This window comes from Stenotrophomonas sp. CFBP 13725, from assembly GCF_014841935.1.
Lineage (GTDB): Bacteria > Pseudomonadota > Gammaproteobacteria > Xanthomonadales > Xanthomonadaceae > Stenotrophomonas.
The window spans coordinates 353825-378386 of record NZ_JACYUV010000002.1 but is presented as its reverse complement, the minus strand read 5'-3'; the positions used below and the strand labels follow the sequence as shown (position 1 = coordinate 378386).

The following is a 24562-nucleotide window of genomic DNA, read 5'->3' as shown; positions in this document are numbered from 1 at the left end:
AACAGGAAATTCAACCGATCCGCCGGGCATGCCGCGGCGCGACCAGCAGGGGGAGTCAGCGCTTGCGGCGCTTGCGATCCACGTACAGCGTCTTGCCGATGCTCAGCACGATACCCAGCGCGATACCGACCCCGCAGCCCAGCAGCAGGTTGTCCATGCCCAGCCCGACGGCCACGCCGACGACGGTGGCGATGACCATTTCGGTGGTGTGGGAAATCGGCTCGGGAGGGGGCGTCGACATGAGGCATCCGGGGGTGGAAGGAACGTCGTCCTATTGTCCCGCACCGGCCCGCCCCGTGCACGGAACACATGAACGGAAAAGGCCGGGTTTCCCCGGCCTTTTCCTGCACGATCACGCTTGGCGGATCAGATCTGCTCAGCCGGCCCACTGATCGGCGGCACCGGACGGGCATCACCGCCCTTGTCATTGTTGCCGCCATCCTTGTTGTCGCTGTTGTTCGGCGACTTGGCCCAGCCCATCGGCGGCGGCGGATCGCGGCCTTCCATGATGGCGTCGATCTGCGGCGCGTCGATGGTCTCGTACTGCAGCAGCAGCTGGGTCATCGCGTGCAGCTTGTCGACGTTGGCGGTCAACAGCTCGGTGGTACGGGCATACGCCTTGTCCAGGATGCTGCGCACCTCTTCATCGATGCGGCGCGCGGTGTCGTTGGACACGCTCTTGTGCTGGGTGACCGAACGGCCCAGGAACACCTCGTCGTCTTCCTCGCCATAGGCGATCGGACCAAGGGTCTCGGACAGGCCCCACTTGGTGACCATGTTGCGGGCCATCTTGGTGGCACGCTCGATGTCATTGGAGGCACCGGTGGTGACCTTGTCGGCACCGAAGATCAGCTCCTCGGCCACGCGACCACCGTACAGCGAACACAGCTGCGAATTGATCGCCACGCGGTTGATCGAGTACTTGTCGCCTTCCGGCAGGTACATGGTCACACCCAGCGCACGACCGCGCGGAATGATGGTGACCTTGTAGACCGGATCATGCTCGGGCACCAGACGGCCGACGATGGCGTGACCCGCCTCGTGGTACGCGGTGAGCGTCTTCTCTTCTTCGCTCATGGCCATCGAGCGACGCTCGGCACCCATCAGGATCTTGTCGCGGGCACGGTCGAAGTGGTCCATGCGGACTTCCTTCTCACTGTTGCGCGCGGCAAACAGGGCGGCCTCGTTGCACAGGTTGGCCAGGTCGGCACCGGAGAAACCAGGCGTACCGCGGGCAATCACCATCGGCACGACATCGTCGGCCAGCGGCAGCTTGCGCATGTGCACCTTGAGGATGTGCTCGCGGCCCTTCACGTCGGGCAGGCCGACCACGACCTGACGGTCGAAGCGACCCGGACGCAGCAGCGCCGGATCCAGCACGTCCGGACGGTTGGTCGCGGCAATGACGATCACGCCTTCGCCGCCTTCGAACCCGTCCATCTCGACCAGCAACTGGTTGAGGGTCTGCTCGCGCTCGTCATGACCGCCGCCCAGGCCGGCGCCACGATGGCGACCGACGGCGTCGATTTCGTCGATGAAGATGATGCACGGCGCGTGCTTCTTGGCCTGCTCGAACATGTCGCGCACGCGGCTGGCGCCGACGCCGACGAACATTTCCACGAAGTCCGAGCCGGAGATCGAGAAGAACGGCACCTTGGCTTCGCCGGCGATGGCTTTTGCCAGCAGCGTCTTGCCGGTACCGGGCGGGCCGACCATCAGCACGCCGCGCGGGATCTTGCCGCCCAGCTTGGTGAACTTCGACGGATCGCGCAGGAAGTCGACCAGTTCGCCGACTTCTTCCTTGGCCTCGTCGCAGCCTGCCACGTCGGCGAAGGTGACCTTGACCTGGTCTTCGCCCTGCAGCTTGGCCCGCGACTTGCCGAAGGACATGGCGCCCTTGGCGCCGCCGCCACCGCCCTGCATCTGGCGCATGATGAACAGCCAGAAGCCGATGATCAGGATGACCGGCAGGAAGTTCATCAGGATGGCGCCCAGCGAGATACCGCTGGACGGCTCCTGCTGGACGATTTCCACGTTCTTGGTGCGCAGCACGTTGATCAGGTCGCGATCGAACGGCGCGGTGATGGTGGAGGTCTGGCCGCCACGGGTGGTGTAGGTGATTTCGTTGGTGCCGCCGCGCATGTCGCCGGCGAAGGTCACCTTCTGTACCGTGCCGCTGTCCACCTGGTCCAGGAACTGCGAATACGTGGCACCCGGAGCGCCCGCACCACTGGTCTTGGGCGAGAAGCTCTGGAATACCACCATCAGCACGACGGCGACGACCACCCATAGCAGGAGGTTCTTGGTCAAGTCGTTCATCCTCATTGGCTCCGGTATTCCTCTTGTGCTGGGTGGCGCGTGGGTACTGCTTGCGTGTCGAGCTTACTTGATCGTGGCGCGCTTGCCTTGTCCGAGGGCATAGACCTCGGGGGAGCGCTTGCGTGAGGCGTCCGGCTTGCGGATGGAGACCTTGTCGTACCGCCGGCGCATTTCACGCACGTAGTCGTCAAAGCCTACCCCTTGGAACAGCTTGATCAGGAATGCCCCACCGGTCTTGAGGTGGTTGTCGGCGAAATCCATGGCCAGCTCTGCCAGGTGCATCATCCGCGGCTGATCCACCGCATCCATTCCACTCTTATTGGGGGCCATATCGGAGAGCACAAGGTCCACCGGCTGCTCACCGACCATTGCCTCGAACTGCGATAGGACGGTTTCTTCCCTGAAGTCGCCGTGAAGGAAGTCCACGCCGGCCAGCGGCGGCATCTCCAGAATGTCCAGTGCGAACACCCGACCGGTATCGCCCATCTGCCGGCGGACCTGCTGCGACCAGCCACCGGGCGCCGCGCCGAGGTCCACGACCAGCATGTGCGGCTTCAGCAACCGGTCACGTTCGAGCAGCTCTTCCAGCTTGTAGGCGGCGCGCGAGCGCATGCCCTCGGCCTGCGCCTTCTTCACATAGGGGTCGGAGAAGTGTTCTTTCAGCCAACGCTGGCTGCTCTTGCTGCGGGAAACCATAGTAAATACAGCCGGGTGGGGTCGCCATGATACCCTGAACCCCCCAAGTCACAGCGCTTTCCTGCATGTCCACTGCCCTGACCGCATCCCAGACCCGTTTTCTTCGCGGCCAAGCCCACGACCTCAAAGCCCTGCTCCAGATTGGTGGCAAAGGCGTGACCCCGGCCTTCCTGGCCGAGCTGGAAGAGGTGCTGGAGCGCCACGAACTGATCAAGGTGAAGGTGGGTGCGGAAGATCGCGAAGCCCGCGACGCCATGATCGCCGAGCTGGTGACCACGACCGGCAGCACCCTGGTGCAGCGCATCGGCCACGTCGCCGTGCTGTACCGCCCGAGCAAGGAAAACCGCCAGATCGTGCTTCCGCGCGGTTGATCGGAGCCCCGTCCCCGTATGCAACTCAGTCACGAAGCGCCTGATTACGCCTACACCCTGCGGGGTGCGGATGGTCATTCGGCGCGCATCAACGACCGCGAGCTGGCCAGCAGCTTCATCGTCACCCCCCAGGTGCTGGTGGAGGACTGGCCGGTCGCTTCGGTGGCCGCGCTGACGGTCGCCCATCTGGAGCAGATCCTGACACTGGAGCCGGTGCTGATCGTGCTGGGCACCGGTGCCCGTCAGGTATTTCCGTCGCCGCAGCTGATGGCCACGTGCCTGTCGCGCGGTATCGGCCTGGAAGTGATGAACAACCCGGCCGCCGCGCGCACGTTCAACATCCTCGCCGGCGAAGGCCGCAAGGTCGCCGCCGCGTTCATTCTCGAGCGATGAGGGTTGGCCGCTGAGAGCGGCTTTCGGCCATGGGTTCTGTGTTGGGCGAGGGGGAACGCCCCTGTGCGGGACACGCGCAAGTACGTCCATGTAGCTCTTCGCGGCTCCTGCCGCTCAAGGTCCCGCCCAGCGCCCTTCCCCTCGCCCCGACAGTCCGCCGGTGGCCGGGGAAAAAGAAGAAAAAAAAAAGCAAAAGCAAAGCCGATCCAACGATCGGCTGCTTTGCTTCGCTTTGCTTTTCTTTCTCCCCCCGCCGAGGGGATGTGTCGAAGGCGGGTGCCGGCGGGGCAGATGGGACCGTTGGAGCCCATGGATGGGCGGAAACGAGCCTACATGGATGTACTTGCGGCGGGTCCCATCTGTCCCGCCGGCACCTGCCCGCCGCCAAATCCCACAACCAACACGGCAACCGCTCTCAGCGGCAACACCTCAGCGCGCTGGCAGGTACTGCTGGGGATCGACCGGCTTGCCGTTGTAGCGGATCTCGAAATGCAGCATGTCCCGGTTAGCACCGGTGCGGCCCATCTCGGCGATCTGCTGACCGGCCTTCACGCTCTGTCCTTCGTTGACCAGGCGCTTGCGGTTGTGACCATAGGCCGACAACCACTGCTCGTTGTGCTTGACGATGATCAACTCGCCATAGCCCACCAGGCCGGCACCGGAATACACCACCACGCCATCGGCGGCAGCTTTTACCGCCTGTCCGCTGGTGCCGGCGATGTCCACGCCCTGCTTGGTCGTTTCACCCGCCACGTAGCGGCCCACGACCGCGCCGTCGGCCGGCCAGCGCCAGCTGACATTGCTGCGCACCGGGGCCACCGTGGACACCGGCGTGGTCGTGGTCGTCGTGCCACCCGAAGGCCGCGGCGCCGTGACCACCGTGGTCGGCACCCGACCGCCGCCCGCACCCTGCGGATACAGCCGGATGATCTGCCCCGGATAGATCGTCGAGGGATTGGACAGGCTGTTCCAGGCAATCAGGTCGGAGGGCGTGATGCTGTGGATGCGCGCAAGGGCATAGACCGTATCGCCCTTCTGTACGCGCACGGTCTTGCCCGGCTGCGCCACCGAGGTCTTCGGCGTGGACGAGGCCCCGCCGCTCCCGCCACCGGACGGACGCACCACGGTGGCCGTGCCGCACGCGGTCAGCGCGGACAGCGCCATGGCCAGCGCGCCCAGACGCAACCCCCTGTTCAAACAATCAGCACTCATGCGAACTTCGACCTCCATACAAGCCAGGCCACCATCGCCACTACCAATGCAGTAGCGATCCAGCCCAGCGGTTCAATCCAGCGACGCAACGCCGCTTCAGCGCGCGCTCCACCGATGCGGATGACGGCGGCCAGCACGAATACGCGCTTGCCGCGACCAATCAGCATGCTCAGCAGATACTGCGGCATCGGAACACCGACGATACCCGACGCCCATGTGAAGACCTTCATCGGGATCGGCATGAAGCCGCCCAGCACCAGGAACGTGAACACAGCCCACGGCGAATCGGCCATCTTCTCCTGCACGATCGCGATACCGCGTTCGATGCCCGGCAGCATGCCCATCGTATCCAGCAACGGCTTGACCGCCTCGTAGGCGAAGTGACCCAGCGCATAGCCCACCACCGCGCCGACCATCGAGCCGGACAGGCTGAGCGTGGCGAACCACCAGCCGCGCTTGGGCTGGGCAACGCACATCGGGGCAAGCATCACTTCCGGCATCACCGGGAAAATGATCGCCTCGATGAAGCTCAGCACCGTCAGGTAGGTCGGTGCCCGCTCATGGTTGGCCCACTTTAACGCCCGCTCGTACAGCGGCCCAAAGATCTTCATGAATGCCCTGCTCCGTGAAATTCAGTCAAGCATGCCAGACAGCAACGGGACGAAGGTGACCGGCGCCAACACGGATTGCGTGATGCTGCCATCCTCCAGCCGGTCCAACTGCACCAGCGACTGCGCGCCCGGGCCGCCGACCGGCGCGACCAAGCGTCCACCGACCGCCAGCTGCTCCACCAGCGCGTCGACCAACGCAGGCGCTGCAGCAGTCACCACGATCGCATCGTACGGGCCATGCTCCGGCCAGCCCACGCGGCCGTCATCGTGCTTGGTACGGATGTTCATCGCCAGCGAACGGAAGCGCTTGCGCGCCTGGCGCAGCAGGTCGCCGATCCGCTCCACGGTAAACACCTCCAGGCCTACGGCACCGAGCACGGCCGCCTGATAGCCCGAACCGGTGCCGACTTCCAGCACATTCTTCGGTGCGACCTGCAGCACCGCCTCGGTCATCCGCGCCACGACCCACGGCTGCGAAATGGTCTGCCCATGGCCGATCGGCAGCGCCGTATCTTCATAGGCACGCGAGGCCAGCGCTTCGTCGATGAAAAGGTGACGCGGCACGACGCGGATGGCGTTGAGGGTGGCCTCGTCCACGATGCCCGCCTCACGCAGACGCTCGACGAGTCGGTCACGCACCCGCTGGGAGGTCATGCCGATGCCGACGGCTTCCGGCTGCAGGCGCAGGCGCTGGCTCATGCCGGTCGGCCCAGCGCGGCAGTCAGCCCACCTACCCAGCTGGCAACGTTCTCCAGCGCCTGGTAGCGGGTCAGGTCGACCTGGATCGGGGTGATGGAAATGAAGCCGGTACGTACCGCATGGAAGTCGGTGCCGGGACCGGAATCCTGTTCACGACCGGCCGGGCCGATCCAGTACACCGTATTGCCGCGCGGGTCTTTCTGCGCGATGCAGCCTTCGGCGCGATGGCGGTTGCCCAGACGCGTGACCTCGAATCCCTTCACTTCGTCCCAGGGCAGATCGGGCACGTTGACGTTTAGGATGGTGTCGGCCGGCAACGGATCGGCCTTCAACTGCGCGACGATCTCCACTGCCGCTCGCGCCGCCGTCTCGAAATGCTTCGGCTCATGGTTGCGGCTCACCAGTGACACCGCGACCGCGGGCAGGCCCAGGTGACGGCCCTCCATCGCGGCGGACACGGTGCCGGAATAGATCACGTCGTCGCCCAGATTGGCCACGTTGTTGATCCCGGAAACCACCATGTCCGGCTCGTTGTCCAGCAGGCCGGTCAGTGCCAGGTGCACGCAATCGGTAGGCGTACCGGCGACCGAGACGGTGGAGGGGTCCAGGCGCTTCACGCGGATCGGCAGGTCCAGCGTCAGCGAATTGCTGGCACCGGAGCGATCACGGTCGGGCGCCACCACGGTGACCTCATGGCCCGCTTCGCGCAGGACAGACGCCAGCATGCCGATACCGGGGGCGTCGACGCCGTCATCGTTGCTGACCAGGACCCGCATCTGCGTTTTAACCACTTGATCGTTCAAGACTTCTGCTTCCATCACTGCTGACATGGACATGTCGCGGCGCTCCCCCCGGCGCATGCCGCAACCTCGCAAGTGCGTTCTGTATTGTGCCGCAAGCCGCCCCCATGGCCTACCCTGCCATGGGTCATTGGACAGCGCTCATGGCCGGGGCCGCATGCGGTAATCTGTGAGCATGTCGCATCCGCATGACGAAGATCCTGCCGAACTGTTCCGCTCGGCCATCGGCGAGATCACGCCGCTGCGCAAGGTCAGCGAGCCGGCTCCGGCCGCGCCGAAGCCGCGTCCGCGCGCGCGCATGGCCGAACGCGACGACCAGGAAGCACTGGGGGAGTTCGCCCGCCTGCTGCGGGCAGGGCCGCCACTGGATGCCGGCGACGCGCTTAGCTACCGCCGTGACAACCTGCCCCCGCGCATGTTCCAACGACTGAAGAAGGGCCAGTACTCGGTACAGGACGAGCTGGACCTGCACGGCGCCACGGCCGCCCAGGCCGAAACCCTGCTGCGCCAGTTCCTGCTGGAAGCGCACGCCCACGACCACGGCTGCGTCCGGATCATCCACGGCAAGGGCCTGCAGGCCGACGGCGGCGCCCCGGTGCTGAAGAACCTGGTCGACCGTCACCTGCGGCTGCGCAACGACATCCTCGCCTTCCACTCGGCCCCCGCCGGCCAAGGCGGCACCGGCGCGGTGCTGGTACTGCTGGCGCGGTAGAGCAAAAAAAAGGGGACGGAGGGGATTAAGTAAAAAGGGGACGGAGGGGGTTAAGTCGCATTTGGCCCACGCGTGGGCCAAATGCGACTTAACCCCCTCCGTCCCCTTTTTGAGCGACTTAATCCCCTCCGTCCCCTTTTTTTCAGCTGACGGGGCCGAGTTCCTGCAGGACGGCCGTCGCGTAGCAGCCCGGCGGCAGCGCGAAGCTGAGCTCCAGCGCGCCTTCTTCCAGCCACTGGTGCTGCAGCAATGCCGGACGCAGGCGCAGGGCGCGGCGCTCGTGCTTCAGTCCTTCCGCTTCCAGCCCTGCGCGCAGCGCCAGCGACTCCTCGTCGCTGATCGCGGCCAGTTCGAGTTCGCGTGCGGCATCGGTGCTGCGCAGTTCGCCAGCACCCCACAACGGGCCGCTCGGATGGATGTCGAAACGCGCCAGGCGCTCGGCCAGCACCTCGGTCCAGGCTTCCGGACCGAATACGCTGCGGCTGCCGTCCAGCATCCACACCTCGCCGTCCAGCGGCTGATCCCAGCTGCCCTGCTCCACGCGCGCGGCCAGCACGCGGTTGAACAGCGCCGAGCGGGCAGCCGACAGCAGCAGTGAGCGCTGGTCCTTGCGCATGCGGCGGCCACCGAACATCGCCAGCGCCGCCGGTACGTTGCCACCGTCACGGCCGAACCGCTGCTCACCGAACCAGTTGGGAATGCCGCGCACGGCAATCTGCCGCAGCCGTTCGTCGATGGCCTGCGGATCGCCGTCCACCTCGCGCAGCACCAGCTTGAAGCGGTTGCCCGCCAGTGCGCCACGCTGCAACTTGCGGTTGTGCCAGGTCGACGACACGACCTCCACTTCGTCGCTGGCCAACAACGCCAGGTCGGGGGCCACGCGCTTGGGCAGGTGCACGCTGAAACGCTGCGTGGTCACCGCATGGCGATCCTTCATCCCGGCGAAGCTCACTGCCATTTCCGGCAGTCCCGCCCATTTCGCCAGCAGCGTGGCCACGTGCACGGTATTGGCACCGCGCTTGCGGATCTCCAGCAGCAGATGTTCGCCCTCGCCGGTCGGCTCGAAGGCAGGCAGCTCGTCTACCTGGAAATCTTCCGGCGTGGTGCGGATGCGGGCGTTGGAAAACAGCGGCGCACCGAAGGCCAGCGGCAACGGAATCATGCCGCCACCAGCAGCACGATGGCCTGGGCGGCAATGCCTTCGCTGCGACCGGTGAACCCCAGCTTCTCCGAGGTGGTTGCCTTGATGCTCACTGCATCCAGCGGCACTTGCAGCAGTTCGGCGATGCGCTCGCGCATGGCCATCGCATGCGGCCCGACCTTCGGGCGCTCGCAGATCACGGTGATGTCGGTGTTGCCGACCTGCCAGCCACGCGAGCGCAGCAGCGCATCGCAGTGGATGACGAAATCACTGCTGTCGGCATCCTTCCAGCGCTCGTCGCTGGGTGGGAAATGCTGGCCGATGTCGCCCAGCGCCAGGGCACCCAGCATGGCATCACAGAGCGCGTGCAGGATGACGTCGCCGTCGCTGTGTGCGAGCACGCCGGCACTGTGCGGCACGCGCACGCCCCCCAGCATGATGTGGTCGCCCTCGCCGAAGGCATGGACGTCGTAACCCTGGCCGATGCGGACAGGCGGGAAAGGAAGGGTGGTCATGGGTGATGCCTTTGCAATGCCACGCGCGGCTGGATCAGCCGGCGCGACGGGAGAGTACGAATTCGAAGCGGTCCAGGTCGGACGGCGTAGTGACCTTGAAATTGTCCTCGCTGCCTTCCACCAGCAGCGGGCGCTGGCCCTGGCGCTCCATGGCCATGGCATCGTCGGTGACCTCGACCCCGGCAGCGGCGGCCTCGGCCAGCGCGCGGCTGAGCTGATGGCGGCGGAACAGCTGCGGCGTCAATGCACGCCACAACCTTGCACGCGGCTCGGTGCCATCGATGCCACCGTCATCGCCTGCACGCTTCAGCGTGTCGCGGACCGGTGCGGCCAGGATCGCGCCGACCGGATCGGCCCGCCCTACTTCCAACAACCGGCTGAGGTCGACCAGTGCCAGGTTCGGTCGCGCCGCATCGTGCACCAGCACGAACTCATCGGCACGCACGCTGTCCGGCAAGGCCTGCAGACCGGCCAGTACGGAGTCCGCGCGGGTAGCGCCGCCAACGCAGGTCAACACCGGCTTGCCTGCCCACTCGGTCCAGCCTGGCCAGTCGACATCATCCTGGCTGATGACCACCATCGCGCCGGCCACGGCCGGGTGCACCAGCAAGGCGTCCAGCGTGTGCGCGATCACCTTCTGCCCGCCAGCCTCGAGGTACTGCTTCGGCAGGGCAGCGCCGAAGCGCGCACCCCGACCGGCGGCAGGCACCACCACCCAGATCGCCGCGCTCATGGCACGTCCGCCGGGTGCTCGACAACGGGTGCCGCGGCAGGCGCCCGCACCGGGGCCACCGGCGCATCTTCCACCACGCGATAGAACTTCTCGCCAGGCTTGATCATGCCCAGCTCGCTGCGCGCGCGCTCTTCGATGGCGGCCTGGCCATCCTTGAGGTCCTGCACTTCCGCAGCCAGCGCATCGTTGCGCTGCTGCAGACCGTCGTTATCGCGGTTCTGGTGCTCGACCTGGGCCTCCAGGGTCATCACTTCCCCTGAATTGCCCGGGCCGAACCAGAAGCGGTACTGCAACCATGCCAGCAGCAGGGCCAACGCCAACAGCACCCACCGCCAGTTGCGCATGGGATCAGCGCTTCAGCGAAACGAAAGCGTCGCGACCGGCGTAGCGCGCACCGGCACCCAGCGCTTCTTCGATGCGCAGCAACTGGTTGTACTTGGCCACGCGGTCGCTGCGGCACAGCGAACCCGTCTTGATCTGGGTCGCGGTGGTAGCGACGGCGATGTCGGCGATGGTGGTGTCTTCGGTCTCACCGGAACGGTGCGACACGATGGCGGCATAGCCGGCACGGTCGGCCATGGCGATCGCTTCGAGCGTTTCGCTCAGCGTGCCGATCTGGTTGACCTTGATCAGGATGGCGTTGGCAGTGCCCGAATCGATGCCTTCCTTGAAGATGCGCGGATTGGTCACGAACAGATCGTCACCCACCAGCTGCACGGTCTTGCCGATGCGGTCGGTGAGCAGCTTCCAGCCTGCCCAATCGTTCTCGGCCAGACCGTCTTCGATGGTGATGATCGGGTACTGCGCGGCCCAGTCGGCCAGGAAGTCGACGAACTGATCCGAGGTCAGGCGCTTGTTCTCGCCCACCAGGTTGTACTTGCCGTTCTCGTAGAACTCGCTGGACGCCACGTCCAGGCCGAGCAGGATGTCTTCACCGGCGGTGTAGCCGGCCTTGCCGATCGCTTCGAGGATGGTGTCGAGCGCTTCGACGTTGCTGCGGAAGTCCGGCGCGAAGCCGCCTTCGTCGCCGACTGCCGTGCTCAGGCCGTGGCCCTTCAGCACCGACTTCAGCGAATGGAAGATTTCCGTACCGGCACGCAGGCTTTCAGAGAAAGACGTGAAACCGACCGGCAGCACCATGAACTCCTGGAAGTCCACGTTGTTGTCCGCGTGCGCACCGCCGTTGATGATGTTCATCATCGGCACCGGCAACGACGGGGTGACGCCGGTCTTGCCGGCTAGGTACTGCCACAGCGCCTGCTTGCTGGAAGCAGCGGCGGCATGCGCGGCGGCCATGGAAACACCCAGCAGCGCGTTGGCGCCCAGGCGGCCCTTGTTCTCGGTCCCGTCCAGATCGATCAGGCGGCGGTCGAGGCCTTCCTGGTCGGCGGCATCGAAACCGGTCAGCGCGCCAGCGATCGCGCCGTTGATGTTCTCCACGGCCTTGCGCACGCCCTTGCCCAGGTAACGGGTCTTGTCGCCGTCACGCAGCTCCACCGCTTCCTTGGTGCCGGTCGAGGCGCCGGAGGGCACGGCGGCGCGACCGAACGAACCGTCCTCCAGGATGACGTCGGCTTCCAGCGTGGGGTTGCCACGGCTGTCGAGGATTTCACGGGCGTGGATGCTGCGGATCGTACTCATGGGCTGGCCGGTTACCTGTCTGTAGAGGGGTGCGACAAAAACGAATGCCGCGTGATTATCCCCGCACACCGGTCAGATGCCAAATCGGCGCGCAGGGCAGCGGTGACGCCACCCCGCGCAGCGTTCAGGACAGCAGCGCAGGCAACGCCAGGCAGGCCATCAGCAGCGCCAGCAACGCAAGCGCTGCGACACCGCCTGCTGGCCGTTGCGGCAAGCGCAGCGAAAGCACGCTGGCGATCAGGCAACCGATCACCACCAACCCGCCAAACGCCACGGTGATGAACAGGGGAACGCGGGTGGCGCGCATGGCATGGTCGCCGTCCCCGGGCATGCCAACGCTGGCCGCCACCAGGAACGCCAGCGCGAACAGGCAGATCCAGGCCGCAATGGACAGCGTCAACGCCGTCCAGCCCCAGGGCCACTGGCGCCAGTGCCGCCGCTGGCGGCGCGCATCCAGCGCCGCCCACGGGTCCTGACTCATGCGAAGCGCGAGAACCCGTGCTTCTTGGTCACGGCATCGAGCTCCATCAGGGTTTCAAGCAGTTCTTCCATGCGGTCCAGCGGCCAGGCATTCGGGCCGTCGGACAATGCCTTGGACGGGTCCGGGTGGGTCTCGGCGAACAGACCCGACACACCCACCGCGACCGCGGCACGCGACAGCACCGGCACGAACTCGCGCTGGCCACCGGAGCTGTTGCCCTGCCCGCCCGGCAGCTGCACCGAATGGGTGGCATCGAACACCACCGGGCAGCCGGTATCGCGCATCACCGACAGCGAGCGCATGTCGCTGACCAGGTTGTTGTAACCAAAGCTGGCGCCGCGCTCACAGACCATGATCTGCTCGTTGCCGGTCGCCTTGGCCTTCTCCACCACCGGCTTCATGTCCCACGGGGACAGGAACTGACCCTTCTTGATGTTCACCGGCTTGCCAGCGGCGCAGACCTTGGTGATGAAGTCGGTCTGCCGGACCAGGAAGGCCGGGGTCTGCAGCACATCCACCACCGAGGCTACTTCGTCCATCGGGGTGTATTCGTGCACGTCGGTCAGCACCGGCACGCCGATCTGCTTCTTCACCTCGGCCAGCACCTTCAGGCCTTCTTCCAGGCCCGGGCCACGGAAGGACGTGCCGGAAGTACGGTTGGCCTTGTCGAAGCTCGACTTGAAGATGAAGTTGACGCCCATCCGCCCGGTGATTTCCTTCAGACGCCCGGCAACGTCGAGCTGCAGCTGCATCGACTCGATCACGCAGGGGCCGGCGATCAGGAACAGGGGCTGGTCCAGCCCGACCTCGAATCCACACAGTTTCATGGCATTTCCTTGGTAGTTGCGCGGTGCCGACAGGGCCGGCAGGCAGCAGGGTTTTCAGTGCCGAAGATGGGGGCGGCTCGCCCCCGCTGCAAGTCAGGCGTTTGCTTCGGCCAGCGGCTGGCCACCGGCCTTGCGCTCGCGCGCGGCCCGGATGAAACCGATGAACAACGGGTGCCCCGCACGCGGCGTGGACAGGAATTCCGGATGCGCCTGGCAGGCCAGGAACCACGGATGCGCACTGCGCGGCAGCTCGACCACTTCAACCAGCGTGTCGTCCATCGACTTGCCGGCGATCACCAGGCCGGCGTCTTCCAGCTGGGTACGGTAGCGGTTGTTGAACTCGTAGCGGTGGCGATGACGCTCGGACACCACGTCCTGCCCGTACAGCTCGCGGGCCAGGGTGCCCGGCTTCAGGCGCTGTTCCTGCAGGCCCAGTCGCATCGTGCCACCCAGGTCGCTCTTGTCGTCGCGCTTTTCAACGTCGCCGGTGGCGGTACGCCATTCGGTGATCAGGCCGATCACCGGGTTCGGCGACTGGCGGTCATTCTCTGTGCTGTTGGCCCCTTCCAGGCCGACCACGTGGCGTGCGTAATCCACCACCGCGGCCTGCATGCCGTAGCAGATGCCGAAGTACGGCACCTTATGCTCACGGGCGTATTGCGAGGTCAGCACCTTGCCTTCGAAGCCGCGGTCGCCGAAACCACCCGGCACCAGGATGCCGTCGACATCGGCCAGCGCGGACATGTCGCTGCCTTCCAGCTCCTGTGCTTCCAGCCACTTCAGGGTGACCTTGGTGCGCTGGCGCAGGCCACCGTGCTTGAGCGCTTCGCCAACGGATTTGTACGCATCCTGATGGTCGACGTACTTGCCGACCACGGCGATGGTGACCGCATCGAGCGGGTTCAGCGTGGCATCCACCGCGTCTTCCCACATCGACAGATCCACCGGACCGACTTTGTCGGCCAGCTTGAACTGGTTGACCACGATGTCGTCCAGGCCCTGCGCATGCAGGCCCATCGGGATGCTGTACAGCACGTCCACGTCCGGCACGCTGATCACCGCACGCTCGGAGACGTTGGTGAACTGGGCGATCTTGCGACGCTCCGAATCCGGCACTGCCTGCTCGGAACGGCACAGCAGCACATCCGGCTGGATGCCGATCGAGCGCAGTTCCTTCACCGAATGCTGGGTCGGCTTGGTCTTCAGCTCACCGGCAGCACTGATGTAAGGCACCAGGGTGAGGTGCATGAACAAGGCTTTTTCCGGGCCGCGCTCGGTGCGCACCTGGCGGATCGCTTCCAGGAACGGCAACGACTCGATGTCGCCGACCGTGCCACCGATCTCCACCAGTGCCACGTCGAAGCCTTCGGTCGCTTCATCGATGCAGCGACGGATCTCATCGGTGATGTGCGGGATGACCTGCACGGTGGCGCCAAGGTAGTCGCCGCGACGCTCCTTGCGGATCACGTTCTCGTAGATGCGGCCGGTGGTGACCGAGTTCTTGCGGCTCAGGCGCGTGCGCACGAAGCGCTCGTAATGGCCCAGATCCAGGTCGGTCTCGGCGCCGTCATCGGTGACGTACACCTCGCCGTGCTGGAACGGGCTCATGGTGCCCGGGTCGACGTTGATGTACGGGTCGAGCTTCATCATCGTGACCTTCAGGCCACGCGCCTCGAGGATGGCGGCCAGTGACGCGGCGGCAATGCCTTTGCCGAGCGAGGACACCACGCCGCCGGTTACGAAAATCAAGGGAGTCATGGCTGCAAGCATCCTGTATTGAATTGGAAAACGGCCGCACTCCCCTGTCCCGAGGGGCAGGGGGTGGGCTGGAAGGGGGTTTTCCGGTTCGCTGGAGCAGCGAGGGAGCGGGCGGTGCGATGACCATCGTGCGAGGTCAGCTTGGCCGTGCCGGTCATGGAGACCGTCACCTGCGCCCAGCCTTGCTGGCCGCCATGCATGGCCTTGCCAGTCCAATCGCTGATGGTGGACACGCACTACTCCCGGAAAGCGATAGTTTACAGATTGAAGCGCCCAAGCCCAAGGGGGCGCCGCCAACCGGCCAAAAAGAAAGCCCCGGCAATGCCGGGGCCTGATTACCGAAACAGCGGAGATCAGCGCTTCTTGCGCGCCTCTTCCTCTTCTTCTTCGCGCGGCGGCGTCTGCTGGCCCTTGGCCTTCAGTTCCGCGTTGGCCTGCGCGCGGCGCTTGGCCTTGGCGTCCGCCTCGGCCTGCGCGGCGTTGGCCTGATCACCCTGCGGCGGTGCGTTCTGCGCCATTGCCAGTGGCACGGCGACCACGGCAGCAGCGATGACAGCGATGGTAAGCAGCTTCTTCATGGAGTCCTCCTCGCGGTATCGACCCGGAAACGGGGGGTGCTGGCGTCCTTTTCCCAGCTGTGACCATTTTAGCGCCCCGCCGGCCCTGCCAGATGAACCGCAGGCGTGCAAAATACCCGCCCAGACCGCACACTTGCGCGTCGCTCCAACGCTTTGAAATATAGATGAACGCCCGCTATAACGCCGCCGATATCGAAGTCCTGTCCGGCCTTGACCCCGTCAAGCGCCGCCCCGGCATGTACACCGACACCACCCGCCCGAACCACCTGGCGCAGGAAGTGATCGACAACTCGGTGGACGAAGCGCTGGCCGGCCACGCCCGTTCCATCGAGATCACCTTGTACAAGGACGGCAGCGTGGAGGTCAGCGATGACGGCCGCGGCATGCCCGTGGACATCCACCCGGAAGAAAAGATTCCGGGCGTGGAGCTGATCCTGACCCGCCTGCATGCCGGCGGCAAATTCAACAACAACAATTACACCTTCTCCGGCGGCCTGCATGGCGTGGGCGTGAGCGTGGTCAATGCGCTGTCCACCCTGGTGGAGCTGCACATCAAGCGCGAAGGCGCCGAGCACCGCATCACCTTCCGCAACGGCGACCTGGCCTCGCCGCTGGAAGTAGTGGGCAGCGTGGGCAAGAAGAACACCGGCACGCGCCTGCGCTTCTGGCCGGACCCGAAGTACTTCGACACCCCCAAGTTCGCCGTACGTGCCCTCAAGCACCTGCTCCGCGCCAAGGCGGTGCTGTGCCCGGGCCTGACCGTGAAGCTGACCGACGAGGCGACCGGTGAGGTCGATACCTGGCATTACGAAGATGGCCTCCGCGATTATCTGAAGGTCGAGCTCGGCGAGCGCGAGATGCTGCCGACCAACCTGTTCGTCGGCCACGTCAAGAAAGAGAACGAGATCGCCGACTGGGCCGTTGCCTGGATGCCGGAGGGCGAGCTGGTCCAGGAAAGCTACGTCAACCTGATCCCGACCGCCCAGCACGGCACCCATGTCAACGGCCTGCGCACCGGCCTGACCGAAGCCCTGCGCGAGTTCTGCGACTTCCGCAACCTGCTGCCGCGTGGCGTCAAGCTGGCACCGGAAGACGTGTGGGACCGCGTGGCTTTCGTGCTTTCGGTGAAGATGACCGACCCGCAGTTCAGTGGCCAGACCAAGGAACGCCTGTCCTCGCGCCAGGCCGCCGGTTTCGTCGAGGGCGCCGCCCACGATGCCTTCAGCCTGCTGCTCAACCAGAACGTGGAGATGGGCGAGCGGATCGCGCAGCTGGCCATCGAGCGTGCCAGCGCCCGCCTGAAGACGGAAAAGCTGGTGGTCCGCAAGAAGGTCACCCAGGGCCCTGCCCTGCCCGGCAAACTGGCGGACTGCATCAGCCAGGACCTGTCGCGCACCGAGCTGTTCCTGGTGGAGGGTGACTCCGCGGGCGGCAGCGCCAAGCAGGCGCGTGACAAGGATTTCCAGGCGATCATGCCGCTGCGCGGCAAGATCCTGAACACCTGGGAAGTGTCGTCCAACAGCGTGCTGGCGTCGGAAGAAGTGCACAACCTGGCCATCGCGATCGGCTGCGACCCGGGCAAGGACGACATCAGCGGCCTGCGCTACGGCAAGGTGGTGATCCTGGCCGACGCCGATTCCGACGGCCTGCACATTGCGACCCTGCTTACGGCGCTGTTCCTGAAGCACTTCCCGGCGCTGGTCGATGCCGGCCACGTGTTCGTGGCGATGCCGCCGCTGTTCCGCATCGACGTGGGCAAGCAGGTGTTCTACGCGCTGGACGAAGAAGAGAAGCGCACCATGCTGGACAAGATCGAGCGCGAGAAGATCAAGGGCGCGATCAGCGTCACCCGCTTCAAGGGCCTGGGCGAGATGAACCCGCCGCAGCTGCGCGAATCGACCATCCATCCCGATACACGCCGCCTGGTGCAGCTGACCATCGACGACGGCGAGATGACCCATTCGCTGATGGACATGCTGCTGGCGAAGAAGCGGGCATCGGACCGGAAGGGGTGGTTGGAGACCAAGGGCGACCTGGCGTCGCTGGAAGCCTGAACAAAAACGCCGGCCCCAAGGGCCGGCGTTTTTTTGTGCCATGGTGGACCTGGTAGCGCCGAGCCATGCTCGGCGGGCTTCCGTACGCTGAGGGAAAGCCGCCGAGCATGGCTCGGCGCTACCGATGAAAAGCGACCAGCCGTCAGGCCCAGCCGATCATCTCGAACAGCTTGAGGATCAGGTAGGCGCAACCGCCTGCAGCGGGGATGGTCAGGATCCACGCCCACACGATGCGCTCGATCACGCCCAGGCGCAGCGAACGCGGGTTCTTGGCAAAGCCCACGCCCATGATCGCGGTGGAGATGCTGTGCGTGGTCGACACCGGCATGCCGAAGTGCGCCGCCACCGTCAGCACCGTTGCGGAGCTGGTTTCCGCCGCAAAGCCATGGATCGGGTGCAGCTTGACCATCTTGTGGCCCAGCGTCTTGATGATCTTCCAGCCGCCCGACGCCGTACCGGCCGCCATCACCACCGCACACGTCAACACGATCCACATCGCGATGCCGTCGCCGGCACTCGCGTCAGGGTGCATGAACGCCAGGAAGGACGGCAGGTCGTTCAAGGCGCCCGTGGCTTCGGCCCCGATCAAGGTCATCGCGATGATGCCCATGGTCTTCTGCGCATCGTTGTGGCCGTGGGCGAAGCCCATGTAGGCCGCCGAGACGATCTGCGCCTTGCCGAAGAACATGTTGACGAAGCGCGGACGCGCCAGGCGACCGATCGCACCGCCGACCTTGGCCAGCGCCGCAATCAGCGCCCACAGCAGCAGCATCACCAGGATGCCGAGCAGGAAGCCCGCCACCGGCGAGGTGATCATCGGCACGAAGACCTTCCACAGCAGGCCTTTGTTCTGTGCCCAGCTGCCGAGGCGCTCCGACCAGATCAGTGCATCCCAGTTGTTCTGCGCGGCCGCCAGCCCGGCACCACACAGACCGCCGATCAGCGCGTGGGACGACGAGGAAGGCAGCCCCTTCCACCAGGTGATCAGATTCCAGATGATGCCGCCCAGCAGCGCGCACAGGATCACCTGCGGCGTCACGTCGACCACGTTGGTGTTGAGCAGGCCCGAGGCGATGGTCAGCGCGACGGCGGTGCCGGTCAGCGCGCCGATGAGGTTCATGAAGGCGGCCATCATCACTGCCCAGCCCGGCGACAGCACTTTGGTCGCCACCACGGTGGCAATCGAGTTCGCCGTATCGTGGAAGCCGTTGATGAACTCGAAGACGAGAGCGGTGAAGATCACCACCAGAACAAGGGTCAGCATCCGTGCGGCCCGTCAGCTGTTCTTCAACACGATCTGGTACGCCACGACGCCGGCTTCACGGCAGCGGTCGATGGCCTTTTCCAGAATCTCGAAGAACTCCTTCAACAGGAACATCTGCACGTGGTCCAGGCGACCGGAGTAGATATCGCGGTACAGCTCCAGCATCAGCCGGTCGGCCTCGTTCTCCAGCGCGCGCAGCTTCTCGTTCAGCGCGGTCATGCGATCGAGGTTCATGTGGCGCAGGTCGGCCACCATCTCCACCACCACGCCGGCCGCCTGTTCCAGCATCGCCGCGCGCGGCGCGAAATCGATGTGTTCCAGATGGGCCACCGCCAGCGAATAGCGATCAGCGAACTTCTCGATCTGCTTGGGGATCTTGTACAGCGCCGAACCCAGCGCTTCGATATCCTCCCGCTCGATCGGGGTCATGAAGCTGTCGACCAGGGCCTGGCTGATCTTGTCCGACGCGGCGCGCTCACGCAGGCGGGCAAGCTTGAAGGCGTCCAGCGCAGGCTGGCGGTCGGACTCGCGCATCATGGCGTGCAAGGCCCGGGCGCTGTCGTTGGCCGCGACGGCAGCCTCATCAAGCAGGGTGTAGAACTGTTTGCCGGAGCCGAAAATGGTCTGCAGAGAGAACATCGAGAAACCTGTTCGCCGTCGCGGGAAGGACGGCACCAGACGGAATTATGACGGCTAGATGACCGTTCCGGGTACTCCCCGACACTTCTGTCTGGTTTTCCCCTCTACCTGAACAGGCACTTGCAGCATTCCACCCCCCGTTTGCTAAGATGCCAGCGCGCCCACGGGCGCACACCTATGGAAGACGACCCTTACCCCCCGCCGCCGCGCCGGACTTACCTCCCCAGCGCCTGCCGCCATCGCAAGCACCCGCCCTCCCTGCCACCAACCGGGGATGCCGCCCGTGTTTGAACTGATCATTGTCCTCGCCCTCGTTCTGTTGAACGGTTTCTTCGCCATGTCCGAGATGTCGGTCATGACCTCACGCAAGAGCCGCCTGAAGCAGATGGCGCACTCCTCCAAGCGTGCGGCGCGCGCCCTGGAACTGTCCGAGCGGCCGGAAAACTTCCTGTCCACGGTGCAGATTGGCATCACGCTGATCGGCGTGCTGACCGGCCTGTTCGGCGGTGAAGCCATCGGCGAGGCCATCGGGGCGTGGATCCATGAAGTCGCCCCCGGGTTCGCCTATGCGTCCGGCGTGGGCAAGACCTTGGCCGTGGCCCTGATCACTTTCCTGACCCTGATCTTCGGTGAGCTGGTGCCCAAGCGCCTGGCGATCACCCGATCGGAGGATATCGCCGGGCTGGTCGCCCTGCCGATGAGCTGGCTGGCCAAGGTGGCCGCCCCCGGCGTCTGGCTGCTTTCACATACGACGCGCCTGGTGCTGCGGGTGATCGGCCTGGGCAAAGACGAAGCCGCCAGCGTCAGTGAAGAAGAGATCCGCATGCTGGTAGCCGAAAGCCACGAAGCCGGCGTCATCGATGCGCACGAGCGCGACATGATGAACCGCGTCATGCGACTGGGCGACCGCACCGCGGACAGCCTGATGACCCCGCGCAACCGCATCGCGTGGCTGGACACCCAGGGCGCGCTGGAAAAGAACCTGGAAATCATGAGCGAGAACGAATTCTCGCGCTATCCGGTGTACCGCGAGAACGACTCGGACGTGGTCGGCATCCTCGAGGTGAAGACCCTCGCCACGCGGATGGCACGCGGTGACCATGCGCTGTTCCAGAACCTGCGCGAGGTGCTGTACGTATCGGAAAGCACCCATGCCATGAAGCTGCTGGAAATCTTCCGCGAAGAACAGCAGTCCGTGGCCCTGGTGGTGGACGAGTACGGCGAAATCCAGGGTCTGGTGACCATCAGCGACCTGATGGGCGCCGTGGTGGGCCGCCTGCAGGCCACCGAAAACGCCGATGAAGATGCGTTGGTGGTAACGCGCGAAGACGGCTCGCTGCTGGTGGATGGGTCGCTGCCCATCGAAGACCTGCGCGAACTGCTGGGGACCAGCAACCTGCCTGACGCCGAGGATGGCGATTACTACACGCTGGCCGGCATGTGCATCCACTACTTCGGCCGCATCCCGCATGTCGGCGAGTATTTCGACTGGGCCGGCTGGCGGATCGAAGTCATCGATCTGGACGGCGCGCGTGTCGACAAGCTGCTGCTGCGCATGCTGTCTGACGAGCAGGCCGATGAACTCACCGCCTGATCCGTCGTCGTCACCGTCGCCGGACGAGGCGCCGCTCTACCGCAACGAGGGCATCCGCACGCTGTTGGCGATGTTCCAGTTCGGCGATCCCGCCCAGCACATGAAGCTGGGGGAGATCCTGCAGAATCTGCAGCAGAGTGCGTACGGGGTCTTCCTGTTCATTGCGATCCTGCCCGCCTTCATCCCGATCCCGGGCGTGGGCGGCGCGGTCAGTGGCCCGCTGATCCTGCTGATGGGCACGCAGATGATGTTCGGCCTGCGCAAGCCGTGGGTACCGGGGTTCATCGCCCGTCGCGGCCCACGGCGCGGCACCATGCACAAGTTCCTGGACCGGATCGACGGCGCCCTGCGCCGGCTGGATCGCCTGCTGAAGCCGCGCATGCCGCAGCTGCTGGTGCCGGTGCTGGCACATGCGTTTACGGGCCTGCTGCTGGTGCTGCTGGGCGTACTGCTGTCGTTGCCGATACCGTTCACGAACTATCTGTTCGGCTTCCAGTTGCTGCTGTTCGCACTGGCGCTGCTGGAACGCGATGGTGCGTTGATGCTGGTGAACTGGATAGCGGCGATCGCCGCCATCGTCTTCTTCGGCTTCAGCTCCGGGCAGCTGGTTGGCTACATCGCCGAGTTGTTCCAGCGCTGGTTCTAGCTCTACCAAAAAAACAGCCGGCTGAAGCCGGCTCTACCCTTGTTTCATTTTCCCGGTAGAGCCGACTTCAGTCGGCTGCCGTGCGCTCCCGGCCTCAGCGCAGATCAACAAACCCGTTGTCGCCCAGACGCGCGGGCTCATCCTGCACTGCGGACAGGACGAAGCTCAGCGCCTTGCCCAGCAACGTGCCCGGACCGTCCCAATACTCGGCCGACTCGGCATGCACATGGATCAGGCGCAGGTTCGGATCGTCCTTGCCCTCCGGGAAGAACAGCTTCATCGCCGGCGACCACAGTTCGTCGATTTTCGCGCGGTCGGCAACGATCTCCGCGGTGCCCGAAACCGACACATAGCTGTTCTTGGACGTTGACGCATAGGCGACGTTGACGCGGGGGTTCAGGGCGATCTCGGCCACCTTCGGGCTGTCGGCCGACGTGGCGAACCACAGGTCACCGTCGAACTCCACTTCCTGCGTGCCCAGCGGGCGACTGTAGAGGCGGCCGTCCACGCCGGTGGTGGTGAACATCGCCACCTCGACGTCCTTGATCAGGGCGGCAAGCTGGGTGATGTGCTGCTGGCGATCTGCGTTCATGGGGAACTCCGTAGGTAGGGCCCCATCTCACGCGAGCGCGGTGCAACGCTGCGTGAGGCGGATGTTCATTGCGCGTGGTGGCCTGCGCGCTGCATTCAGGCTGCGTGGCGCGCGTGCCAGGCCTGCATGGCCAATTCGAACGAACGCAGGCGCGCGCGGTGGTCGTAGATGTTCGCCGTGAGCAGGAGTTCGTCGGGCTGGTGGCGCTCGACGAAAGCCGCAATGCCCTCGCCTACCTGCTGCGCGTCCCCCAGCACCGTGCAGGCCAGCGCACGCTCCACGCCGACCTTCTCGTGCGGCTGCCAGAAGGTTTCGATGTCATCCACCGGCGGTGGGATCTTGCCCGGGCTGCCGCGCCGTAGATTGACGAAACTCTGCTGCTGGCTGGTGAACAAGCGGCGTGACTCGGCTTCGCTTTCACTGGCCACCACGTTCAACGCCAGCATGGCATGCGGCTGCTGGAGCGAGTCGGAGGGACGGAACTCGCGCCGATACACGGCCAACGCTTCGTCCATCGCATCGGGCGCGAAGTGCGACGCGAAGGCGTAAGGCAGGCCCAGCGCAGCGGCCAGGCGTGCGCCGAACAGGCTGGAACCGAGGATCCAGACCGGCACCCGCAGACCCGCGCCCGGCACCGCCTGCACCGCTTGGCCCGGCTTCGCCGGCTCGAAGTAGTGCAGCAGCTCGCGCACGTCCTGCGGGAAATTATCGGCCCCATCGAAGTATCGGCGGAGCGCGCGAGCGGTCGGCTGATCGGTGCCCGGGGCTCGGCCCAGGCCCAGGTCGATGCGGTCCGGGTACAGGGAGGCCAGCGTGCCGAACTGCTCGGCGGCCTGCAGCGGCGCATGGTTGGGCAGCATGATGCCGCCGGCGCCGACGCGGATGCGCTGGGTGCCACCGGCGACGTGACCGATCAGCACCGCGGTGGCCGCACTCGCGATGCCGGGCATGTTGTGGTGCTCGGCCAGCCAGAAGCGGCGGTAGCCCAGCGCATCGGCCTGCTGGGCCAGCTCAAGCATGTTGGCGAAGGCAGCGGTTGTGTCACTGCCCTCGCAGACGGGGGCCAGATCGAGGATCGACAAGGGAATCATCAGCGCGGCTTTTCTTCAGGAGACCCTCCCTTGTGTGGGGCCGCGCGGGAGGGATTGCCAGCGGACGCCGCGGGACGCTGATTCCCGCCAAGGCAACAGGCGCCGGTAGTGCCGGCTTCAGCCGGCAGCTCGCTCCACCGGTAGTGCCGGCTTCAGCCGGCAGCTCGCTCCATTGGTAGTGCCGGCTTCAGCCGGCAGCTCGCCCCATCGGTAGTGCCGGCTTCAGCCGGCAGCTTGCCCCATCGGTAGTGCCGGCTTCAGCCGGCAGCGTTACTGCTCAGCCGACTGAAGTCGGCTCTACCTGTTGGCGGTCTCGCTCAGCCGACTGAAGTCGGCTCTACCTGTGGGTGTTAATGCTCAGCCGACTGAAGTCGGCTCTACCAGTCGGCGCTACCAGTCGGCGCTACCTGCGCGGTATCAGAACGCGCTCGGCTTCGGCTCGGGCAGGGGCTGGTCCACCAGCGGCTGCAGCTGGGAATCCAGTGCTACGCGCTCGTCGAAGACGAAGCAGCGGCCTTCGTAGCCCTCGCCCCCCACTTCCTCGAAATAACCCAGAATGCCGCCGTCCAGCTGCAGCACATTGTCCATGCCATCGTTCTGCATCCACAGTGCCGCTTTCTCGCAGCGGATGCCGCCGGTACAGAAGCTCACCACGGTGCTGTCCTTCAATGCCTGCCGATGCGGGGCCAGCGCGGCGGGCAGGTCGGTGAACTTGTCGATGGGCAACACCAGCGCATCCTTGAACGTGCCGTACTCGATCTCCTGCACGTTGCGCGTATCGAGCATCACCACCGGCTTGCCGTGATCGTCGTGGCCCTGCCGAAGCCAGCGCTGCACCGTCGCCGGGTCCACGGCCGGTGCGCGCGGATACTCCAGCGGTTGGCCGTCATCGCGCCGGAAACTGATGATCTCGTCCTTGACCTTGACCTTCAACCGAGCAAACGGCTGGTGCTCGCTGAAGCTGGTCTTGACCCGCATATCGGAAAACCGAGGGTCGGCATGCAACGCATCGTAGAAGGCATCGATGGCCGCCGGGCTGCCTGCAAGGAACAGGTTCAGGCCTTCAGCGGCGACCAGGATGCTGCCGCGCAGGCCTGCAGCCTCGGCGTCGGCAACCAAGCGGTCGGCAAGCACCTGCGGCGCGTCGATGGTGACGAAATGATAGGCGGCGGTATTGGCGATCATCCGCCCATTT

The 24562-nt window shown here is 65.4% G+C and carries 27 protein-coding genes; 6 read left to right on the top strand and 21 right to left on the bottom strand.

Annotated elements, in window-relative coordinates:
* Window positions 1-55: 55 nt before the first annotated feature.
* From IFT65_RS04835 to rlmE, 3 genes are all read right to left on the bottom strand, one after another.
* Complete coding sequence (locus IFT65_RS04835) at window positions 56-241, bottom strand: hypothetical protein (protein WP_188324413.1); 186 nt, start codon at window positions 239-241, stop codon at window positions 56-58.
* A 125-nt stretch (window positions 242-366) separates the two neighbouring features.
* Window positions 367-2319: an ATP-dependent zinc metalloprotease FtsH gene (gene ftsH, locus IFT65_RS04830; protein WP_188324414.1), complete on the bottom strand. Its 1953-nt coding sequence runs from the start codon at window positions 2317-2319 to the stop codon at window positions 367-369.
* Between the two features lie 63 nt (window positions 2320-2382).
* Window positions 2383-3015 (bottom strand): 23S rRNA (uridine(2552)-2'-O)-methyltransferase RlmE, encoded by a 633-nt coding sequence (gene rlmE / locus IFT65_RS04825; protein ID WP_188324415.1) that lies wholly within the window; start codon window positions 3013-3015, stop codon window positions 2383-2385.
* Between the two features lie 65 nt (window positions 3016-3080).
* On the opposite strand from rlmE, the gene yhbY reads away from it, so the two are divergent.
* Together yhbY and IFT65_RS04815 are read left to right on the top strand one after the other, a co-directional pair.
* Window positions 3081-3386 (top strand): ribosome assembly RNA-binding protein YhbY, encoded by a 306-nt coding sequence (yhbY, locus tag IFT65_RS04820; RefSeq protein WP_188324416.1) that lies wholly within the window; start codon window positions 3081-3083, stop codon window positions 3384-3386.
* A gap of 18 nt (window positions 3387-3404) precedes the next feature.
* Window positions 3405-3779, top strand: a complete 375-nt coding sequence (locus tag IFT65_RS04815) for an Mth938-like domain-containing protein (protein WP_192080528.1) — start codon at window positions 3405-3407, stop codon at window positions 3777-3779.
* Between the two features lie 429 nt (window positions 3780-4208).
* On the opposite strand, the gene IFT65_RS04810 is transcribed toward IFT65_RS04815, so the two are convergent.
* From IFT65_RS04810 to surE, 4 genes are read right to left on the bottom strand one after another with little or no spacing between them, the layout of a single operon-like run.
* Complete coding sequence (locus tag IFT65_RS04810) at window positions 4209-4991, bottom strand: peptidoglycan DD-metalloendopeptidase family protein (protein ID WP_188324418.1); 783 nt, start codon at window positions 4989-4991, stop codon at window positions 4209-4211.
* Window positions 4988-5602: a YqaA family protein gene (locus IFT65_RS04805; RefSeq protein ID WP_192080526.1), complete on the bottom strand. Its 615-nt coding sequence runs from the start codon at window positions 5600-5602 to the stop codon at window positions 4988-4990. The genes IFT65_RS04810 and IFT65_RS04805 overlap by 4 nt, the downstream gene beginning before the upstream one ends.
* Window positions 5603-5623: 21 nt before the next feature.
* Window positions 5624-6301, bottom strand: a complete 678-nt coding sequence (locus tag IFT65_RS04800; RefSeq protein WP_188324420.1) for a protein-L-isoaspartate(D-aspartate) O-methyltransferase — start codon at window positions 6299-6301, stop codon at window positions 5624-5626.
* Window positions 6298-7077, bottom strand: a complete 780-nt coding sequence (gene surE, locus IFT65_RS04795; protein ID WP_192080738.1) for a 5'/3'-nucleotidase SurE — start codon at window positions 7075-7077, stop codon at window positions 6298-6300. The genes IFT65_RS04800 and surE overlap by 4 nt, the downstream gene beginning before the upstream one ends.
* A gap of 199 nt (window positions 7078-7276) precedes the next feature.
* On the opposite strand from surE, the gene IFT65_RS04790 reads away from it, so the two are divergent.
* Window positions 7277-7813 carry a Smr/MutS family protein gene (locus tag IFT65_RS04790; protein WP_188324421.1) on the top strand — a complete coding sequence of 179 codons (537 nt, stop codon included), beginning with the start codon at window positions 7277-7279 and terminating at the stop codon, window positions 7811-7813.
* 142 nt (window positions 7814-7955) lie between these two features.
* On the opposite strand, the gene truD is transcribed toward IFT65_RS04790, so the two are convergent.
* The 9 genes from truD to IFT65_RS04745 form a co-directional block, all read right to left on the bottom strand.
* The gene (gene truD, locus IFT65_RS04785; RefSeq protein WP_192080524.1) at window positions 7956-8975 is read right to left on the bottom strand and encodes a tRNA pseudouridine(13) synthase TruD; all 1020 of its coding nucleotides are present in this window, start codon (window positions 8973-8975) and stop codon (window positions 7956-7958) included.
* On the bottom strand, window positions 8972-9469 hold the full coding sequence (ispF, locus tag IFT65_RS04780) for a 2-C-methyl-D-erythritol 2,4-cyclodiphosphate synthase (protein WP_192080523.1): 498 nt from the start codon (window positions 9467-9469) through the stop codon (window positions 8972-8974). Before ispF ends, truD begins: the two co-directional genes overlap by 4 nt.
* A gap of 34 nt (window positions 9470-9503) precedes the next feature.
* Entirely contained in the window at window positions 9504-10202 is a 699-nt protein-coding gene (gene ispD / locus IFT65_RS04775; RefSeq protein WP_192080521.1) for a 2-C-methyl-D-erythritol 4-phosphate cytidylyltransferase, read from the bottom strand.
* On the bottom strand, window positions 10199-10546 hold the full coding sequence (ftsB, locus tag IFT65_RS04770; protein WP_192080520.1) for a cell division protein FtsB: 348 nt from the start codon (window positions 10544-10546) through the stop codon (window positions 10199-10201). The genes ispD and ftsB overlap by 4 nt, the downstream gene beginning before the upstream one ends.
* A gap of 4 nt (window positions 10547-10550) precedes the next feature.
* Window positions 10551-11843 carry a phosphopyruvate hydratase gene (gene eno / locus IFT65_RS04765; RefSeq protein WP_192080518.1) on the bottom strand — a complete coding sequence of 431 codons (1293 nt, stop codon included), beginning with the start codon at window positions 11841-11843 and terminating at the stop codon, window positions 10551-10553.
* Between the two features lie 124 nt (window positions 11844-11967).
* Entirely contained in the window at window positions 11968-12324 is a 357-nt protein-coding gene (locus IFT65_RS04760) for a hypothetical protein (RefSeq protein WP_192080516.1), read from the bottom strand.
* Window positions 12321-13151, bottom strand: a complete 831-nt coding sequence (gene kdsA / locus IFT65_RS04755; protein WP_188324428.1) for a 3-deoxy-8-phosphooctulonate synthase — start codon at window positions 13149-13151, stop codon at window positions 12321-12323. The genes IFT65_RS04760 and kdsA overlap by 4 nt, the downstream gene beginning before the upstream one ends.
* 93 nt (window positions 13152-13244) lie before the next feature.
* Window positions 13245-14909, bottom strand: coding sequence for a CTP synthase (locus IFT65_RS04750; RefSeq protein WP_188324429.1), 1665 nt, complete (start codon window positions 14907-14909; stop codon window positions 13245-13247).
* A gap of 353 nt (window positions 14910-15262) precedes the next feature.
* Window positions 15263-15487: a hypothetical protein gene (locus IFT65_RS04745; protein ID WP_188324430.1), complete on the bottom strand. Its 225-nt coding sequence runs from the start codon at window positions 15485-15487 to the stop codon at window positions 15263-15265.
* A gap of 164 nt (window positions 15488-15651) precedes the next feature.
* On the opposite strand from IFT65_RS04745, the gene parE reads away from it, so the two are divergent.
* Window positions 15652-17541 carry a DNA topoisomerase IV subunit B gene (gene parE / locus IFT65_RS04740; protein ID WP_188324431.1) on the top strand — a complete coding sequence of 630 codons (1890 nt, stop codon included), beginning with the start codon at window positions 15652-15654 and terminating at the stop codon, window positions 17539-17541.
* A gap of 142 nt (window positions 17542-17683) precedes the next feature.
* Here the strand turns inward: parE and IFT65_RS04735 are convergent, their stop codons facing one another.
* On the bottom strand, window positions 17684-18805 hold the full coding sequence (locus tag IFT65_RS04735) for an inorganic phosphate transporter (RefSeq protein ID WP_188324432.1): 1122 nt from the start codon (window positions 18803-18805) through the stop codon (window positions 17684-17686).
* A 12-nt stretch (window positions 18806-18817) separates the two neighbouring features.
* Window positions 18818-19444, bottom strand: a complete 627-nt coding sequence (locus tag IFT65_RS04730; RefSeq protein WP_188324433.1) for a DUF47 family protein — start codon at window positions 19442-19444, stop codon at window positions 18818-18820.
* 283 nt (window positions 19445-19727) lie between these two features.
* Here IFT65_RS04730 and IFT65_RS04725 point away from each other — a divergent pair, with 283 nt between their 5' ends.
* Both IFT65_RS04725 and IFT65_RS04720 read left to right on the top strand, forming a co-directional pair.
* Window positions 19728-21038 (top strand): hemolysin family protein, encoded by a 1311-nt coding sequence (locus IFT65_RS04725; RefSeq protein ID WP_188324434.1) that lies wholly within the window; start codon window positions 19728-19730, stop codon window positions 21036-21038.
* On the top strand, window positions 21022-21684 hold the full coding sequence (locus tag IFT65_RS04720) for an exopolysaccharide biosynthesis protein (RefSeq protein WP_192080514.1): 663 nt from the start codon (window positions 21022-21024) through the stop codon (window positions 21682-21684). The genes IFT65_RS04725 and IFT65_RS04720 overlap by 17 nt, the downstream gene beginning before the upstream one ends.
* Window positions 21685-21778: 94 nt before the next feature.
* Here the strand turns inward: IFT65_RS04720 and IFT65_RS04715 are convergent, their stop codons facing one another.
* From IFT65_RS04715 to IFT65_RS04705, 3 genes are all read right to left on the bottom strand, one after another.
* Window positions 21779-22276: a pyridoxamine 5'-phosphate oxidase family protein gene (locus tag IFT65_RS04715; protein ID WP_188324436.1), complete on the bottom strand. Its 498-nt coding sequence runs from the start codon at window positions 22274-22276 to the stop codon at window positions 21779-21781.
* 95 nt (window positions 22277-22371) lie between these two features.
* On the bottom strand, window positions 22372-23367 hold the full coding sequence (locus IFT65_RS04710) for an LLM class flavin-dependent oxidoreductase (protein ID WP_192080512.1): 996 nt from the start codon (window positions 23365-23367) through the stop codon (window positions 22372-22374).
* A gap of 417 nt (window positions 23368-23784) precedes the next feature.
* A complete protein-coding gene (locus IFT65_RS04705) occupies window positions 23785-24552 on the bottom strand; it encodes a sulfurtransferase (protein WP_192080510.1) in 768 nt (255 codons plus the stop codon).
* Between the last annotated feature and the right edge of the window lie 10 nt (window positions 24553-24562).

Excerpts from the sequence above, each read along its gene's own strand:
- IFT65_RS04835 (WP_188324413.1), bottom strand. The coding sequence starts at position 241 with ATGTCGACGCCCCCTCCCGAGCCGATTTCCCACACCACCGAAATGGTC.
- ftsH (WP_188324414.1), bottom strand. The coding sequence starts at position 2,319 with ATGAACGACTTGACCAAGAACCTCCTGCTATGGGTGGTCGTCGCCGTC.
- rlmE (WP_188324415.1), bottom strand. The coding sequence starts at position 3,015 with ATGGTTTCCCGCAGCAAGAGCAGCCAGCGTTGGCTGAAAGAACACTTC.
- yhbY (WP_188324416.1), top strand. The coding sequence starts at position 3,081 with ATGTCCACTGCCCTGACCGCATCCCAGACCCGTTTTCTTCGCGGCCAA.
- IFT65_RS04815 (WP_192080528.1), top strand. The coding sequence starts at position 3,405 with ATGCAACTCAGTCACGAAGCGCCTGATTACGCCTACACCCTGCGGGGT.
- IFT65_RS04810 (WP_188324418.1), bottom strand. The coding sequence starts at position 4,991 with ATGAGTGCTGATTGTTTGAACAGGGGGTTGCGTCTGGGCGCGCTGGCC.
- IFT65_RS04805 (WP_192080526.1), bottom strand. The coding sequence starts at position 5,602 with ATGAAGATCTTTGGGCCGCTGTACGAGCGGGCGTTAAAGTGGGCCAAC.
- IFT65_RS04800 (WP_188324420.1), bottom strand. The coding sequence starts at position 6,301 with ATGAGCCAGCGCCTGCGCCTGCAGCCGGAAGCCGTCGGCATCGGCATG.
- surE (WP_192080738.1), bottom strand. The coding sequence starts at position 7,077 with ATGCGGGTCCTGGTCAGCAACGATGACGGCGTCGACGCCCCCGGTATC.
- IFT65_RS04790 (WP_188324421.1), top strand. The coding sequence starts at position 7,277 with ATGTCGCATCCGCATGACGAAGATCCTGCCGAACTGTTCCGCTCGGCC.
- truD (WP_192080524.1), bottom strand. The coding sequence starts at position 8,975 with ATGATTCCGTTGCCGCTGGCCTTCGGTGCGCCGCTGTTTTCCAACGCC.
- ispF (WP_192080523.1), bottom strand. The coding sequence starts at position 9,469 with ATGACCACCCTTCCTTTCCCGCCTGTCCGCATCGGCCAGGGTTACGAC.
- ispD (WP_192080521.1), bottom strand. The coding sequence starts at position 10,202 with ATGAGCGCGGCGATCTGGGTGGTGGTGCCTGCCGCCGGTCGGGGTGCG.
- ftsB (WP_192080520.1), bottom strand. The coding sequence starts at position 10,546 with ATGCGCAACTGGCGGTGGGTGCTGTTGGCGTTGGCCCTGCTGCTGGCA.
- eno (WP_192080518.1), bottom strand. The coding sequence starts at position 11,843 with ATGAGTACGATCCGCAGCATCCACGCCCGTGAAATCCTCGACAGCCGT.
- IFT65_RS04760 (WP_192080516.1), bottom strand. The coding sequence starts at position 12,324 with ATGAGTCAGGACCCGTGGGCGGCGCTGGATGCGCGCCGCCAGCGGCGG.
- kdsA (WP_188324428.1), bottom strand. The coding sequence starts at position 13,151 with ATGAAACTGTGTGGATTCGAGGTCGGGCTGGACCAGCCCCTGTTCCTG.
- IFT65_RS04750 (WP_188324429.1), bottom strand. The coding sequence starts at position 14,909 with ATGACTCCCTTGATTTTCGTAACCGGCGGCGTGGTGTCCTCGCTCGGC.
- IFT65_RS04745 (WP_188324430.1), bottom strand. The coding sequence starts at position 15,487 with ATGAAGAAGCTGCTTACCATCGCTGTCATCGCTGCTGCCGTGGTCGCC.
- parE (WP_188324431.1), top strand. The coding sequence starts at position 15,652 with ATGAACGCCCGCTATAACGCCGCCGATATCGAAGTCCTGTCCGGCCTT.
- IFT65_RS04735 (WP_188324432.1), bottom strand. The coding sequence starts at position 18,805 with ATGCTGACCCTTGTTCTGGTGGTGATCTTCACCGCTCTCGTCTTCGAG.
- IFT65_RS04730 (WP_188324433.1), bottom strand. The coding sequence starts at position 19,444 with ATGTTCTCTCTGCAGACCATTTTCGGCTCCGGCAAACAGTTCTACACC.
- IFT65_RS04720 (WP_192080514.1), top strand. The coding sequence starts at position 21,022 with ATGAACTCACCGCCTGATCCGTCGTCGTCACCGTCGCCGGACGAGGCG.
- IFT65_RS04715 (WP_188324436.1), bottom strand. The coding sequence starts at position 22,276 with ATGAACGCAGATCGCCAGCAGCACATCACCCAGCTTGCCGCCCTGATC.
- IFT65_RS04710 (WP_192080512.1), bottom strand. The coding sequence starts at position 23,367 with ATGATTCCCTTGTCGATCCTCGATCTGGCCCCCGTCTGCGAGGGCAGT.
- IFT65_RS04705 (WP_192080510.1), bottom strand. The coding sequence starts at position 24,552 with ATGATCGCCAATACCGCCGCCTATCATTTCGTCACCATCGACGCGCCG.